A 15216-nucleotide genomic window follows, 5' to 3' on the forward strand; every position below is an offset into this window, starting at 1 on the left:
GCTGGTGTAGCTGAAGAAGAATCCCGATCCACTCCAGGCATCGGGATTTTTCATTTTGGGTCTATGTCAGCGCTCTGCCGCACCGTCGCGCAACAACCGCTGCGGCAACGCGAACCCTGCAAACAACTGGCGAGTGAAGGGGTTGTTCGCGCCGGTGGCGTGGAACTTGTAACGCCCAGTCTCACCAGCAATTCTGAAGCTTAGATCGACGCTGGTAGGCGTGCGAGCGTTCAAGCCACCTCGACTGAGCAGGCGGTAGAACGACCACGGCCCCTGATAGCCCAGGCTGACCGTCGTACCCGCTGCCTGTACCAAGGTGACGCGGCTATGCCCACTCTCCTCGCCAGGGCCTGGCCAGATCATGCCAATCGGGTCTTTACTCTTGTCCGCAAATGCCTGCAGTTGACCATCCACACCAAAGACGCTGCCGCGCAACCCGCTGCTGATGGCTACCGGCTCCAGGCCAAAACTCACGTTCAATTCACCGCGGTTGTCGAAGAACGCGTTGCGAATCGATTCCGCCTGCTTCATTTGCTCCATCACCTCAGGCCGCACCAGATAGCCGTCATCGGCGCTGGAATAGAGCGCATTGAGGTTGTCTTTCAAAAACACTGTGAGGTACTGATCCTCAAAGCGCTTGAGCTGCCCCTGCGGGCCAAAAAACGCCTCGAAGTCCTTGAGCGAAACATCCGGCCCGGCCGGATCGATGGGGTAGCGTGAAGCCAGGCGCTCCTGGTAGACGCTGTACACCTCCGCCTCCCAGCGCTGCTCCAGCTCGCGCAGCGCCATGACCATCAACACCTGAGATGTCTGGTGGGCCAATTGTCGAACATGCCGGTTCAGCGGTTCCGGCAAGCCAGTGGCAACGCGCTGCAGGTTACGGATGGGATCAGGTTCTTTCTCCGAGAACCGACTCAGCGCCACCGCCAGGGCGGCCTTGCCCTGATTCGGGTTGTCCTGCACCGCTTTCACATAGTCGTACACGGCACTGACGGCTTGCAGGGTTTCGTCATAGTAGGACGGCTTGTCACCCTGCACATCGAGCATCCCCGAAAGCCCGGCAAACGACCGATAGATCCCCATGGCCTGTAGGCGGCCTGGTTGAGTGCTTTGTGGCTGCTTCTCGCTGTCCGCAGGCTCAGGGTAGATCAGCGTGTTGCCGCGCACCGTTTCCAACAATCGCCGCATGGGCGCTGCCGGGCCGGTAACCTGCTCCAAAACACTCAACGCATGGGTCATGTCGGTAAATTCTGTAACCGAAAACTGGTTCAGCACCCGCCGCCAACTGTCGATGTAATCGGCGCTGTACAAGGCGCGCAAGCGCTCCGTCAGTGCCTGGCGGTCCACCTCGGAATAGTCGAGGGTGCGCCGCTCGCCCAATACCCATTGGTCGATCAGGGCGAGGTCTGCCACGTTCTGGCTGTGTTGGTCGAAGTAGTCCCGGAAGCCCCGCGCAGTGAGCAGCGGTGGCAGCGACAGGCTGCCATCTACGGCCGCCTGATGGTTGCGCTCAGTCAACGGCACATAAACGATATCGAAGGCCGGCCCGATTTCGTTGCGCAGGTCCAATTCGCCGTGCAATTGCTCCTGGGCCTGCTGCCTCAAGCTGATGTAAACGCGTTGAGCCAGGGGCAGCTTGCGCAGTTGCTGTTGAGCATCCGCCACCACACGCTGGTAATCTGGCAATTCAACATCAGCATAAGCCAGGCCGTACTGCAGATGACGCATCAGCGCGGCCTGCAACTGGCCCTGACCGGGATAAACCTGCTGCCATTCGCGGGCCATCCACTGCTCAACCAGTTCCGGTCGGCGATTGGCGCGATCCTCGATCATGCGGTACACGCGCAGGGCGGCCAGCTGTTCGTCACTACCGGGTGCCGCCCGCTGGATGGTCGCCGCCACGCCACCCGCGATCGCCGGTAGAAAGCGCCGGGCGAGTGCATTCAGGTAGGCTTGGTCCACCTGTGGGCCGATGGCTTTGCCTTGGTACAAGCCCATGTCCGTGAAGACGGTCCAGCCTGAGCGATAGTCACCGTACAGGCTCACCGCATCGCGGATCTCATCCAGCGGTGCCAGCAGGCTGCGCCCGGTCAGGTCACCTTTGCCGTCGGCGCGGGTGTTGGTGAACGCCTGGCTTTTCTCCAGCACCTGCTCGGCCTTGTCACGGTTGACGCTGTAGAAGTACAGCCAACCACCGGCCATGGCCAACCCGCACACGCTCGCAGCAATGGCGCCGCCTCTCAACAACCGGGCCTTATGCTCGACCACCCGTTGGTTGTCGCCGGCCAGGCCAGCCTCGGGATAGATCACACGTTGCAACAGCTGCTGAGCGAAATAGACCACCGAGGTGCCTTGTGGCTTGGTTGACAGCGCCGGTGGGTTGAAGGCAAAAGCACGAGCGGAGGCGTCCGCGAGCAGGTTACGTACCTCGCCGCGTTGGTAGACCGAGGAAAAGTACAGCCCTCGCACCAGCGCAGGCGTGGTGTATCGATTGCTGCTCAACACTTCGCCCAGGAAACTCAGCAACATCTTGCGGACACCACTCAGCTCCCTGAGCAGCGAGTAGGCACGTTTGCGCGCCGCTGGAGGCATCGCACCACTGGCGGATTCCAGCGTGTCCTCAAGCTGCTCGATGAAGTGCTGGTAGGCCTCGCCCAGCTCCTCCAGCCAGCTGTCGAAATCCTTCACCGACGCCAGCGTAAAGGTGAAGCCCTGCACCTCTTCGCGCTCGCGTGCAGGCAGCTTGGCAAACAGTTCCTCAAAGCCGTCCAGCAGGTCGAACTTGCTCATCACCACGTACAACGGCAGGCGCGTGCCTAACTCGCCACCCAGTTCCGTGAGGCGAGCGCGCAGCACGAAGGCCAGGTCACGCCGCTCTTTTTCGGTTTGCGCGGACAGCTTGGTCATGTCCACCAGCAGAACCACGCCATTGAGCGGCCGACGACTGCGATTCTGCGCCAACCAACCGATCATGTGCCGCCACAGGCGGCGCTCGATACCTGCCGGCAGCCCTGGCCGATCGGCCGACTTGAGCTCGACGGGGGCAGCGGCCTCTGCAGGTACAGGCGCATCGTTCTGACCGTCTGCAAGCGTTGCCGGAGGCGGCAGCGGATCGGGAACCGGCACGGGCCGCTCCGGTTGGCTGATGAACTCGCCGGGCGGATCGATCAGCACCGCATCGTCCCCCACCCACCAGTCAATATCGAACAGCAGGTCTGGATCGGTGCTGGCCCGTTGCGTCGAACTGCGCTCGGTGCGAGCCAAGGCAAAGCGCTGGTCCGAGCGGCTGACAAAGCTCGATTTGCCCGCATTCTCTTCGCCCAGGATCAGGTACCACGGCACATCGTAGCGATGCCCGCGGCTGCCTTGGCTGTCGCGCAAGCGAGTCAGGCTGCCATCGAGGGCGCGCTGCTGGGCCTGCAGGTACACCAGGCAGGGGTCCTCCACCTCACGCTGCTGTCGTTGCTGCTCTCGCACGATCAAGCGATTGCGACGGTGCACCCACGCGCTCCACACCAGCAGCGGTAACACCACAAGCAGCACGGTGACGGCAATACGCATGGGCTGCTCGGCCAGTGGCTGCTGGTCACGCCACTGCCACTGCGGCCCCCACCACCATACCCCGATCACGGCAGCTGCCACGCAGAGCACTGTGGCGATAACAACTACGGGCATCGCCTGACGCTGCAACAACGATAAGCCACGCAGCAGACTGTCCTTCTTCACTTTCATAGCGGCAAACCTTACCGACTGCACTTTCGATGAATTGACGCACGCTCAAGGCACGAACCGCAAAAGACAGTAACAGCACCCGAAATTACTTATCAACTCCTACCACTATGAAATAAGCACTAACACTTTGGCGTGCCGCCTGGTTTAACTTTCGCCAGACCTAGTGGATCGATCCACTCAAGTGGGTTGGGTGCATAGGTATATAGGTTCAATCCTCCTTTTAATCCAATCGGATCCGTGCTGATGAATCGGCCAATATTCGCGTCGTAATATCTATGCCTGCTGTAATGCAGTTTTGTATCAATATCAAAGTACTGTCCCTGAAAGCGCAACGCATTGTCTATGCCTGTCGGTTCGGCTATGTCACTTATTTTTTCTCCAACTAAGCCCCAAGCCTTATATTTCCCGCTCCAAGCCATTTGTCCATTCTCGTCAGTCAGCTCCATGGGTGTGCCCAATGGGCCACCATCAAGGGCGGACTGACTGGATCGGTAGTTGCGCGCCCACGAAACTGGAAAGGGTCCAGGAAGCGTAAAATCAGTGTGAATTAACTGCTCAGAGCCGCGCGCGAAAGTGATGTTGTGGCATGTACTAGCGCAGGCGCCATTCTTCTCGGGCTTTGCATCCTGCCTCGGGCCAGGCTGCCTGTTGATCGCGCCCAGTTCGTTCTGACGACTAACCCCTCTGGCTTGCCTTACGCCGGTTGGAGGAACACTGGTATTGAGCTGAGCACGTTTGCGCCCAGCGGCGTTTCGCAGCATTAATAGGATGTGGCCAATGCTGTTGGCTACTTGAGCGTTGCCAAGGTCCTTAAGATTTCGCTCCACCTCGGTAGCAAGGTGTCGAAGTAATGCAACGTATTTGAAGCCAATTGCTTTTATGTAAGGGGGGATCAGTCTCGATAAGCTATTCAGCGCCGCAACGGTAGCGACTTCCAGCGGAAGCGTCGCATGTTTTGCAATCTCCTCCAGCCACGATAGATCGTCACTTTTGGTTGCCGGCGCATGCTTCAGCTGTCCTTTCAGGAAGTCGTCGATACCCTTGGCGATCGTAAGCATCAATGTCTTCGCAGACGCGCCGCATTTCGCAAGCATTTGCGACAGTTCGGCTTCTGCGAAGGCGACGAAGTTCTCCAGCTCGCCGAGGATTGTCGCGTTCAAGTGTCCGGTCAGAACGGTTACTATGGTTTCGCCGATTGCTGCTTTCGGATTTGCTTTGACCTGCTGCTTGGCTAGGTGCAGGGCAGGTCTTAGGCTCTTTCTTGCAAAGGCCATCACGGGCGGGACTGGAATTACGCCTATCAGGTTTATGCCGAGGCTGACCCAGTCGAGCAGCGTTCTGTTTTCGTTCTCTGCGAGCGTGATCATATCGCTGACGGCGTCTACAGCCGCCATGATGTTGTTAGCGATGGGAATGAACTCAGCCGCCATCTTCAGATCGGCGAGGGTCAGCCTGTTTTCGCTGAGTTGCCTGAGCCAGAGGTCAACATTGTTCGCACTTTCTTCAATGTCTTCCGGGGGGATCTCTCTGATAGGTGCGACGGCCGTCTCGTGTGGACGTGTGGAAGGTGCGGTCATAGTCTTGTTTTCCCCGCGGCGGCGGTGACTAAGGTCTCCAGTTCTTCGGAGGCGCGGTTCACAAGGGGTTGGTTGAGCAGCCCCTTGGCTATCGAGGAATTGGGGGATGCAGCATTCGAGAGGACTGCAGTTGCAACCTGCTCGACCGCCCTGGCTGCGAGCTCAGCGGTTTTCGAACTAACCGCAGCATCGCTAGGCTCTTTGATCTCGCTCGCTGGCGACCATGTGTCAGTCGGATCCTTGCCCAATGTCACCTTGGCCGGTCCAGCAGCGAGCCCGGCCACGCTAGCGAATCCCTCGCTATCCAGCTTTCCTGTAAACACCCGACCCAATGCATCTTCGACGCGGTAGTCCGCCATCTCGTAGGCATGGCGGCTCGCATAGGCGCTGGGCGGTCCTGCGGGCTTGTTGCAGGTCATGGACACCAACGAAGTCGTACACTCGCAGGACTGAGGCGAGCGCAGCTGGGGAGGACAGCGACAAATTGTTCAAGGCCAGGTTGGAGATCAGCGCCCAGTGACGCTCACCCTGGCCACCGCTTTGCAGCATCGGCGGGTAGCTGCGAGTGGGCGGGGTCAGGTTGCGATAGGTGACGAACGACGGCGTGTCCTGGGTCGTCAGGTCGATCTCGCCCACCTTGAGCTGCTGCGCCAGAGCGCCGTTGCTGCAGGTCAGATCGATGCTCAGTTCTTCCTGTTCGCCCAGATAGGGTTCAAGGTTGTGATGCACCAGGCGGATCTTGTGTTGCACCGTGTCGTTGACCGGTTCCTGCTCGATATCCAGCTGGTAGTAGCGGGTGGGTATTCGCTCACCCAGTGGGAAATTGCGGTGCAGTGATTCGAAAAGCGTGAACTCCTGTACGTGGTCCTTGGATCTCTGGCGTTGGCTGCTGACACGATCGACGCTGAAGATCTCATCCTTATCGCTGCCTTGCCGGCCCACGTGTATGCGGTCACGGATTGCCTCTGCATTCAGCGGGATAGGCTTGGCCGGGCAGGTGAACAGGTTGATGGCGGGGATGCAGTTGAGCAGGACCGTCGTCGGATCGATCAGGATGTCAGTCGGAAAGGGGGCGTTGAAGCGCAACTCCAACTGGATTTGTTCGGCAGCTTCATCCGGCCAGTAGGCCCCCAGTCCCTCGATGCGAAAGCCATGGAAGCGCTCGGGAAAGCAAAAGAACTCGTGCAGGATGCGGTAGCCGTCCATCTGCTCGCCTGCGCTTGGCAGCAGGGCTTCATCGACCTCGAAACCGACGAAGGTCACCGAAGGCGGCAGCGCAAAGCGTTGCTGGCCGATGTGCAGATAGAGCTTGTCCAGATGCTGCGCCAACCACTGATAGAGGTTCAGTGCGTTGCGGCCGCCACCAGCCAGATGGAACTGCAAGTGGTCGCACTTCATGCGCCGCAGTGGCTGTTCGGACAGAGCGCCCAGGTCGATGCGCACCACAGGGGCGTCGGCACTTGGCTGCATTGTGATGCGGCGGATCTCCAGCGGTGCGATGGCCAGCTCCGCACACGTGCGGAATTCGCAGCTCACACCTTCAACCGGCCGGGAGAACACCGGTGTGCCTTTGGCCAGCACCTGGGTTTCGCTCAGCGCATGGTCGACTGGCTGGAACTGCATCACCGTCATGCTCGGCAGCGGCCGCAGCACATTGGGGTAGAGCAGTTGCAGCAAGGGGTGTGTCAGCTCGGGCAGGTGGTCTTCAAGTTTCATGACCAGGCGAGCGGTCAGGAAGGCGAAGTGTTCCAACACGTGCTCACTTTGCGGGTCCGAAGCGGTGCGCCCCAAGAAAGGCGCCAGGCGCGGCTCGTCTTCGACAAAGTCGTCACCCAGCTCCCGGAGGGTCTGCAGCTCCTGCATGAACCAATCTTTAAACTTCATGTTTATTGTTTCGAGCGCTCTATTTAAGGAGGTTGAGCCCGATGCAATAAAAATTGATCGGGGTGGCTTGTAGGAAACTTCCCACGAAGTTCGCGGTTTAAACGCCCTGGTGGTGTTTGGCTATTAATTCTTTATTGCAAATTGTCGTGCGGCGTCTTCAAGAAAAACAAGCACAACAGAAAGTAAGAAGAGAACAAGCTCCCACGGAAATTACAAGAATTGACGCCCCGGAAAAGGACGTACCCAAAAGCCAATGGCATGCACATTGCCCCTGCGGCTCGGGGTACAACCAAGACGGATCCATTCACGACAAAGGAAAAGGAGAAGTCACATTCTCGAAAAAGACGATAGAATGGCTTAATACTCATGGCTGGGAAATTGAAAAATGATGAACATACAAAGCACTTTCAAAGAAATAACTCAGAACGAACCCTGGAACGAAATAAGCACATTCTTTGACGAATACGAATCATTTGAGGAGATCCCTCTTGTATCTCGATACAAAAAAATATCCAAACTAACCCGCGAATTCCAAACTCCAGCCATCACAGCATTCTTAGTAAACACTGCTTTTTTCACTTTAAACTCAGCCATGCTTTTCGCTCGACTAAACAGAATTCGCACTAACACCCGATTCTACGCGTTAACCTTTACTGATTTCACCACAACCAACCCTGAAGAACCCCCGATACCTCATTTCTTTATACACGCAAGAGAGTCAAGAGAAGTCTTCTTAAAACGCTTAACCTCAAGTGGATCACAAAAAAATTCGCCGGAATTAAACTTGATCAGAGAAATATTTATAGAATGCCACTTAGAACCTATATTCTCCTTCTACGAAAGTAGATTTTTCGACGACGCATGCAACGAAGAATTCGTCAGAGTATTTGCAGTACTTCGACAGCCATATTTGTAATGATATTGAACGGAGCATCAATTGATGCTCCGCCCCAATGCCCGCCAACGCATCAACTGACAGAGCTCAGGCCACCACGACTTTCCATCACTTCGTGATACACACGTAAACACAACAACAGCAAGCAACATAGATTTGCAGCGATTTCTCAGGAGAGATTTTATGTGAAGAACATTGTGAGGATGGGTGACGCAACCACTCACGGAGGCGTAGTAATTAGGTCAATGGCTAATACTAACCTCAACGGCGAACCATGAATCATAAAGTAGAGCGATACATCTCAATATTTGCGAAAGAAGGCGATGAATTGATTGATGAGATAACTTTCATTCACAAGCCGAATCCTGCCGAGCCACGACACATACTTGGCATCAACGACCCGACTGACAATCTTTACAACGAGCACCCTATAGGCACCAAACAGCGACAAAGCTAAATAGCCTGATAGCCGGAGTTTTTGACCTAGATAAATTTATGAACGCTACCAACCTAACGTTACACGACGAACTATCTTTAGCCTTCAGCAAGCACGGGCTACCGTATGAAGAACCAAAAAACAAAGAAGCATTCTTGAAAGATATTGAAAAAAAGTTTGTTAGAGGCAACCCAAGAGCCTGGTGGCTATCATTTTCAACAACACCCACAATTCAGGTTTTTGATGACAACTCCGCGCCCATGCATTTAAGCGAGCTAGCCCCAGCCAGCACTAAAGATATTTGGCTAATAATCGATGAAGACAATGAAAATAAATTTATTTTCAGCGCACCACTAGAGAAAGTACCTCACATACTTAACGAATGCAGATATTTCGAATACTACATAGTAAACAAAGAACTAACCTGGATTCTCGCCGAGAACGATCATGGCGACTTATTGTTGAGCGAAATCAATGAGAAAAAACCAACCAACACACCTTAACAGTAACAGCCTTGAGGCACCACTCAATTAATACATGACTCTTTAAAATCGTTTACACACTACATCAAACAGGTAAACGGACTAATATCTGCAACCACAATCATCCATCAAGGCGTTCGACCCAACTAAGGGTCGACGCCCTACTACCGCACGCACTTCGACTACGACCCCATAGGCCGTTTGGTCGAAAGCACGCTGGGCAGCGTGGCGGCAAAGAATGGGAAACCGAAACCTTCGCTTACGACGGGAACGGCAGACTGCTGCTCGCCGAGAATAGGGACTGGAAGCTGCAGCGGTTTTACGACCTAGCGGGCAACAACAACCCCGTGGGCCGGCTACTCGAAGCCACCCACAACTACAGCAAGGAGACATTCGCCTTCGACCCGGCGAGCAACCTGCTGGACCCCGACGCGCCACCGGGACCGAACCAGCACTCGCCACACAAGATCAACGACAACGTGCTACTCAGCTACTGCGGCACACAGTATCGATCGACGATAACCTTAGGCCCCATCTTGTAGTAGGTGGGGTTTATGGATCGCATTCGAATGATCAACGCCACAACTCCAATGACACCACCGTCACCTTTCAATGAGAATAGCTCGGTCAGCTCGTGCGCCCACACAACGAGAACAACAGCAAGGCATTCGTTTACGACGGCAACGGCAGGTTGCTACTCGCTGAGAACAAGGCCTGCAAGCTGCCGTGGCTCTATGACGCAGCCTGACTCGCCACTGCGCCATTTGCGAAACAGCACACTAGAAATCCCTTTTGTAGAAGATATCCAGTGAGCTGGCCAGCCCGCTGGCTGCCTCGAGATAGACCTTCTTGCTCAGCTTGTAGCGCAATGCAATGGTGTTCGCGGGCTCGAACACCCCCACCCCGTAGCGCAGGCTCAGTTTCTCGGTGAGGTTGCCACTGGCAACCACGCTGGTGGTATTGCCCGAACCTTCGGTGTCCAGCTGGAAGTCATCTATGCCCAGGCTCGAGGCCAGGCTACCGGTGATGCCGGCGCTACCTGCCAGGCCCAGGCCCAAGGCTGCCTCGGCGAGCATGTTATTGTCCTCGCCGGAGGCGCCCAGGGGCCGCCCCAGTACCAGGTACGATAGCGCCTGCTCCTGGCTCATGGCCGGTTCCGAGAACACTTTGCTGGTGGGCTGCTCGGCGCTGCCGCTCAGGCGAATACCGGCAATAACGTCATCGACCTTGCGAATCGCTTCAATGTCCAGGTACGGCTGATCGATCGGGCCTGCGAACAGCAGCCGCGCACGGCGGATGGTCAGGCGCTGGCCGTAGGCACGGTAGCGGCCGTCAGCCAGGCTCAGCTCGCCACGGGTGTCGAGGTTGTCGCCGATGTGCACATGGCCCAGCAGGTTGGCCGTGAGACCAAATCCGCTGAACGAAAGCTTGTCGCGGCCCACCTCGACATCGATGTCCATGGCCATCGCCATGGGTGGCTTGCCCTCTTCGGTCTGTTGGCCGACGATCACCGTGTCATCAGAGACCTTGACCGTGGACGGTGGCAGCTCGCGTACAGTGATCGTGCCCTTGGGCACCTGCACCTTGCCGGTCACCGCCAGCTTGTCGTCGATCAGGCGCAAGCTCAGGTCGGGGGCGACCTCCAGTGTCGCATAGGGCTCGACCGTGACGGGCAGCTGCTGGCCTTGCAGACGCAAGTCCATGCCCAACGCCTGGCCCCAGGTGAGGTTGCCACTCAACTGGCCCCGCCCCGCCTCGCCACTGCGCCATCCGCCATCGAGCTGTACCTGCTCGCCGGCAATCAAGGCCTGCAATGACAGGTCCTTGAGGCTGACCGGCAGCTCGGCGCCACTGACTTCGCCGCCGCTGAGCATCAGATTGCCGTTGACCTGGGGTGCCAGCAAGGTGCCCGACAACCGGCCACTGCCATTGAGCTGTCCGGCGAGGCGCTCGACCATCGGCACGAACGGGCGCGCCACCGACAGGTCAAGGCCGGCCAGGCGGAAATCACCCGACAGCGGCTTGTTCTTGCCCAGTGGATCAAGGCGCGTGTTGACGTTCAGCTCGCCCAGGCGCTCGCCGCGGAACGCAAGGCGGGTATCGATGCGCCGTGGCGCCAGCGTGCTGTCCAGGCGCAGCGCCTGGTACGGGAAGTCGAGCCAGCGGTCCTTGTCGCGCACGCGCAGGGTACCGCCACTGGCGTCGACAACGATGTTGCCCTTGGGGCCACTGGCCGGGATGTCCAGATTGATGTCGGCATTGAGCAGGCCCTGCCAGGCGAAGTCCTTCGGCAGCCACTGGGCCAGGCTGTCCAGCGGGAACTGCTTGAGGTGGTAGCGCAAGCGTGGCTCGGGGGCCAGGCGCTGATCGTCGCCACACAAGCTGGCCTGGCCGGAGCGCCAGCAATGCGCAGCAAAGTCCAGCTGCCCGCTGGCCAGCCGCTGCAGGCGCGCCGGCGCCTGTAACTGCCAGTCCTGGCCGCCGGCCTGGACCCGCCCGCTGGCCAGGCGCCCACGCCAGTCGCCATTGTTCAGCTGCCCATCAAGGCCGAGGTCGAGCTTGAGTTGCGGGCCATCCAGCGCAAGGGTCAGCGCTTGCTGGCGAATGTCGCCTTTGCCGTTGGCCTGCAAGGTGCCCAATGCCGTGTCACCCAGGTGAATGCCGCTGGCCTTGAGCTCGATCACGCCACGCTGGGCATTGTCCAGGCGGGCATCCAGGTCCAGCTGCTGCAAGCGGTTTTCCGCCTGGGCCAGCCGTTGGCCCTGCAGGGTCAGCGTACCTTGCGGAGCCTGCAAGGTACCGGCGACATCCAGCCGGCCCTTGACCTGGCCCTGCAACCTTGGCCACAACTGGCCCAGGCGCGGCAGGTCGAGGTCGACCCGCCCGGCCAGGCGTTGCTGCAGGCTGCCACTGCCATTGATGCGGTTATCCCCCAGCTGGATTGCCAGCGCGCCCAAGGTCCAGCTCTGCCCTGCCCCTTGGGCCTCCACCTTGAGCATTGCCGGCTGACCGCGCAAACGGCCTTTCAGGTCAAGCTGGGCATCGAGGCTCAGGGCGTCGCCTTTCATTTCGCCTTTGCTGCGCAGCGGCCCCGCCAGGGTGCCCGGCAGCTCGGCCAGCCAATAGGCCGGGTCGAGCGCCGACAACTGCAGGTCGACATCCCAGGCCAGGGTGTCGGCAAAGCGCACGGCGACACTGCCGGCAGCCTTGCCTTGCCCGGCACTCAGCGCCAACTGCGGCAGCTTCACCTGGCTCAGGTCACCTTCGAACGGGCTGGCCAGGCTGAACGCGCCGGCCGGGCCATCCAGGTCGCCATTGAAGGTGCCCTGGTAGTTGCCATCGCGATAATGCACCTGGGCCATGAAGCGCTTGAGTGTCACCTCCGGCGGCGTTTCCAGTGGATACAGGCGCAGCCACGGGAAGTCCTGCCAGTCCAATTGGGCGTCGGCAACCAGGCCTTGCTGCCAGTCAGCCGTGGCTTGCAACCTGACCCGCTGGGTATCGCTGGCGTTCAGGTCCAGGGCATCGAGCCTGGCGCCTTTGCTGTCTACCAGCCCGGACAACAGCAAGGCGATCGGCGACTGCTCGGCCGGCAGGCTGGCCGCCCCCGACAGTTGATAGCCCTTGAGCAGATCGCCGCTGGCATCGAGCTTGAGCTGGTTGAACTGCAAAGTGTCAGGTAACGAGGCAGCCGGCTTGAATGCCTCGGCGCGGATCTGCAAGGTCGCCGGCAGGTGCTCGGCCAACGCCTGCAATTGCCCGCTCAGCGTGGCGTCGAGGTAACCGCTGCTGGTGCCGGCGAGTTTCAGGGTCTTCTGCAACTCGCCGGTGGCGGTCAGCGCCAGCTGCCACGGTTTGCCGTCTACTGAGGGCAGTTGCAGCTGCGCCTGAAGTTGCACCGGCCAGTCGGCTTCAGGCTGCAGGTCACCCTGCAGGTTCAGTTGCAGGTCATCGCGCTGCAGGTGCAGGCTGTCGATGCGCAGCCCGGTATTGGTCCAGTGCGCCTGCAATTCCAGGTCGCCAAGCAGGTCGCTGCCATCCATGCGCAACTGGCCAACCTTGACCTCACCCAGTTCGATGGCCAGCGGCAAGCGCAGGGCCGGCAACTGCAACGGGCCGCTGTCGGCCGATTCGGCGCTGGGTGTAAAGGCCATGTCAATGCGCTGCGCCTGCAAGTGGTCAATGCACAAGGTAGAGCGCAGCAGGCATGCCGGCGACCAGGCCAGCAGCGGTGCCTGTACCTCCACTGTGTTGCCGGCATCGGCCCAGCTCAGCCGGCTGGCTTGCCAGCTTCCGGCCAGGCGGCCCTGGAAGTCAGCCACCTCAAGCCCCGGCACCTTGCCCAGCACCCAGCGGCTGCCGGCTTCGGTCCCAAGAAGCAGGCCGAGTGCCAGGCCAAGGCTTGCGGCTGCCCCGAGCAGGCCCGCCAGAATGTACTTGGTCACGCGTTTCACAGCTCAGGCCCCATGGAAAAGTGCAGGCGAATTCCTCCTTCATCGTCCAGCGCCTTGGCCAGGTCCAGGCGCAGCGGCCCGACCGGCGACACCCAGCGCACGCCAAAACCGACACCGGTCTTGAGGCTTGGGAGCTCCAGGTCATTGAACGAGTTGCCCTGGTCGACGAAGGTAGCCAGCCGCCACTTTTCGGTCAGCGAATACTGGTACTCGACACTGCCGGCGACCAGATAGCGCCCGCCAATGCGGTCGCCGTCGCTGTTCTTCGGCGACAGGGTCTGGTAGTCGTAGCCACGCACGCTCTGGTCGCCACCGGCGAAAAAGCGCAGCGACGGCGGAATGTTGTTCTTGAAGCCATTGGTCGCGCTGCCACCGAACTGCACCCGGCCGAGCAGGCGGTGGTTATGGCCAAGGGTGGTCAGGCCCTTGAGCAGCACGTTGCCATGCAGCAGGTTGGTGTCGGAGACCAGCCCTTCCTTGGCCGCCTGCACATCGAACTGCAGACGGTAACCGTTATGCGGGTCGATACGGTTGTCACTGCGCAGGAAGGCGTAACTCACCCCGGGCATCAACAGGTTGCTCAGCCCTGAGTCATCACCCAGGCGGTACTCCTCGCGCTGGTACTTGAGAGAAATCACCCGCTGCCAGCCGCTGGGCAGCTTGCTGTGCCACTCAGGGCCCACCGTCAGCAGCTTGCTGAGGGTATCGGTGCCGGCAATTTCTTCGTTCTGGTAGCCGCCGGCAAAGCGCAACTTGTCGGTCAGCGGCGGGTCGAGGGGGATGTCGTACCAAAGGCCGACGTTCTGCCGGGGTGCCGACAGTTCGGTTTCCCAGCCGTAGCTATGGCCCTGCGGGTTGACCCAGTGGCGGGTCCAGTTGGCCTTGCCGCGTGGCCCGACGTCGGTCGAGAAGCCCAGGCCCAGGCCCATGGTGCGCGGCTTGCGGGTTTCCAGGCGGACATCCACCGGGATTTCTTCGCCCACGGCGGCGGTGGGCGCAGCATCCACGCGCACGCCTTCGAAGTAGCCGCTCGATTGCAGGTCATTGTTCAGCTCGGCGATCAGTTCCGAGTCGTAAGGTGTACCCGGCTTGAACGAGACCATGCGCTGCAGCAGGTCGTCGTCCAGCGGTGTGTCGCCACCAAAGGTGACGGCGCCCAGGTGATAGCGCGGGCCGCTCTGGTAGACCAGCTCGATATCGGCCACCCCGGCCTGGGGGTCGACCGCCAGGCGCTGGCGGCTGAAACGCCCGCTGAAGAAGCCATAGCGCGACGCCTGATTCTGGATCAGCCGCTTGGCATCTTCGTAATGTCCGTGGTTGAGCTGTTCGCCCGCGCGCAGGGCCTTGCTGTCGGGCACGCGAAAGGCTTTCATCTCGCTGGCGGGGCCTTCGATGCGCACGGTCACGTTGCGCAGGCGAATTGGCTCGCCGGGGTCGATGGTGATGATCAGTTGCGGGGAACGGTCAGCCTCGCTGGCGGGCTTGACCTCGGTGTCGATCCGCGCCTGGTAGTAGCCAAGTGCCTGCGCGGCTTTGCGCGCCTGCTCCTGGGCGCCGCGACTGAAACGAAGCAGTGCTTCTTCATCGCGGTTGCCAAGGGTACCGATATAGCCTTCGACATTGGCCTTGAGCGCTTTGTTGGCCGGTTTGACCTTTACCAGCAACTCGCTCTGGCCCCATGCTGCGAAACTGGCGGCCCAGATAACCAGGCCCCAGGTCAATCTTCCTGAATACGTCATGCGGCGCATGCTACCAG

The 15216-nt window shown here is 59.3% G+C and carries 8 protein-coding genes; 3 read left to right on the forward strand and 5 right to left on the reverse strand.

The features are described 5' to 3' along the window. Positions 1–66: 66 nt before the first annotated feature. The 3 genes from tssM to tssF all read right to left on the reverse strand — a co-directional run bounded on the left by tssM (position 67) and on the right by tssF (position 7193). Positions 67–3732 carry a type VI secretion system membrane subunit TssM gene (tssM, locus tag CAF70_RS22200; RefSeq protein ID WP_085626593.1) on the reverse strand — a complete coding sequence of 1222 codons (3666 nt, stop codon included), beginning with the start codon at positions 3730–3732 and terminating at the stop codon, positions 67–69. A 119-nt stretch (positions 3733–3851) separates the two neighbouring features. Beyond that, the gene (locus CAF70_RS22205) at positions 3852–5309 is read right to left on the reverse strand and encodes an RHS repeat-associated core domain-containing protein (protein WP_256573310.1); all 1458 of its coding nucleotides are present in this window, start codon (positions 5307–5309) and stop codon (positions 3852–3854) included. 300 nt (positions 5310–5609) lie between these two features. Then, positions 5610–7193, reverse strand: coding sequence for a type VI secretion system baseplate subunit TssF (tssF, locus tag CAF70_RS22215; protein ID WP_158090321.1), 1584 nt, complete (start codon positions 7191–7193; stop codon positions 5610–5612). A gap of 116 nt (positions 7194–7309) precedes the next feature. Between tssF and CAF70_RS22220 the strand changes: the two genes are divergently transcribed. The 3 genes from CAF70_RS22220 (at position 7310) to CAF70_RS27265 (ending at position 9027) form a co-directional block, all read left to right on the forward strand. Then, complete coding sequence (locus tag CAF70_RS22220) at positions 7310–7582, forward strand: hypothetical protein (RefSeq protein WP_178076416.1); 273 nt, start codon at positions 7310–7312, stop codon at positions 7580–7582. Next, on the forward strand, positions 7582–8109 hold the full coding sequence (locus CAF70_RS28230; protein ID WP_371915961.1) for an Imm15 family immunity protein: 528 nt from the start codon (positions 7582–7584) through the stop codon (positions 8107–8109). The genes CAF70_RS22220 and CAF70_RS28230 overlap by 1 nt, the downstream gene beginning before the upstream one ends. Positions 8110–8583: 474 nt before the next feature. Then, a complete protein-coding gene (locus CAF70_RS27265; RefSeq protein WP_143491654.1) occupies positions 8584–9027 on the forward strand; it encodes a DUF6756 family protein in 444 nt (147 codons plus the stop codon). A 758-nt stretch (positions 9028–9785) separates the two neighbouring features. Here the strand turns inward: CAF70_RS27265 and CAF70_RS22235 are convergent. Both CAF70_RS22235 and CAF70_RS22240 read right to left on the reverse strand, forming a co-directional pair. After that, positions 9786–13460 (reverse strand): translocation/assembly module TamB domain-containing protein, encoded by a 3675-nt coding sequence (locus tag CAF70_RS22235; RefSeq protein ID WP_085626597.1) that lies wholly within the window; start codon positions 13458–13460, stop codon positions 9786–9788. Beyond that, complete coding sequence (locus CAF70_RS22240; protein WP_085626658.1) at positions 13457–15199, reverse strand: autotransporter assembly complex family protein; 1743 nt, start codon at positions 15197–15199, stop codon at positions 13457–13459. Before CAF70_RS22240 ends, CAF70_RS22235 begins: the two co-directional genes overlap by 4 nt. Between the last annotated feature and the right edge of the window lie 17 nt (positions 15200–15216).

The sequence above is a fragment of the Pseudomonas sp. B19(2017) genome, from assembly GCF_002113165.1.
Classification (GTDB): domain Bacteria; phylum Pseudomonadota; class Gammaproteobacteria; order Pseudomonadales; family Pseudomonadaceae; genus Aquipseudomonas.

What these genes read in the sequence shown, in the direction of transcription:
- tssM (WP_085626593.1), bottom strand. Translation starts at nt 3,732, where the DNA reads ATGAAAGTGAAGAAGGACAGTCTGCTGCGTGGCTTATCGTTGTTGCAG.
- CAF70_RS22205 (WP_256573310.1), bottom strand. Translation starts at nt 5,309, where the DNA reads ATGACCGCACCTTCCACACGTCCACACGAGACGGCCGTCGCACCTATC.
- tssF (WP_158090321.1), bottom strand. Translation starts at nt 7,193, where the DNA reads ATGAAGTTTAAAGATTGGTTCATGCAGGAGCTGCAGACCCTCCGGGAG.
- CAF70_RS28230 (WP_371915961.1), top strand. Translation starts at nt 7,582, where the DNA reads ATGAACATACAAAGCACTTTCAAAGAAATAACTCAGAACGAACCCTGG.
- CAF70_RS27265 (WP_143491654.1), top strand. Translation starts at nt 8,584, where the DNA reads ATGAACGCTACCAACCTAACGTTACACGACGAACTATCTTTAGCCTTC.
- CAF70_RS22240 (WP_085626658.1), bottom strand. Translation starts at nt 15,199, where the DNA reads ATGACGTATTCAGGAAGATTGACCTGGGGCCTGGTTATCTGGGCCGCC.